1 protein-coding gene is annotated in these 395 nt (G+C 58.5%); it reads left to right on the top strand.

Translation table 11 applies throughout. From position 1 onward, the window contains the following. The coding region (locus ACG2F4_RS19460; RefSeq protein ID WP_395262605.1) for an ATP-binding protein at window positions 1-395 on the top strand (395 nt) is incomplete at both ends.

Below are 395 nucleotides of genomic sequence, written 5' to 3'. Positions count from 1 at the left end.
TCCGCCAGCAGGCGGCCGCCACCGACATCGACTACCATCCCGATCGACGGCTCGACAAGACCCTGATGGGACGCCTGCTGAGCCTAAACTTTGCCAGGAAGGCCGAGAACCTCATTATTACCGGCCCAACCGGAACCGGCAAAAGCTGGCTCGGGCAGGCGATCGGCCGCCAGGCATGTCTGATGGGCCTTAAAACCCGCTATTTTGTTACCGCCCAGTTTTTTGACGAGGCGAAACTGGCCAAACTCGAAGGCAACTGGCCCAAACTGCTGAAAAGTCTCCTAAAGACCGATCTGCTCGTTCTCGATGACTTTGGGCTGCATCCGATGGATCCGGCCGACCGGCAGTTGCTGATGGACCTGATCGAAGCCCGTCACCAGGCCACATCCACCATT

Source organism: Halalkalibaculum sp. DA3122 (assembly GCF_043951865.1).
Taxonomy (GTDB): Bacteria; Bacteroidota; Rhodothermia; order Balneolales; family Balneolaceae; genus JAMQKA01.
This window is presented reverse-complemented; position numbering and strand designations above follow the sequence as displayed.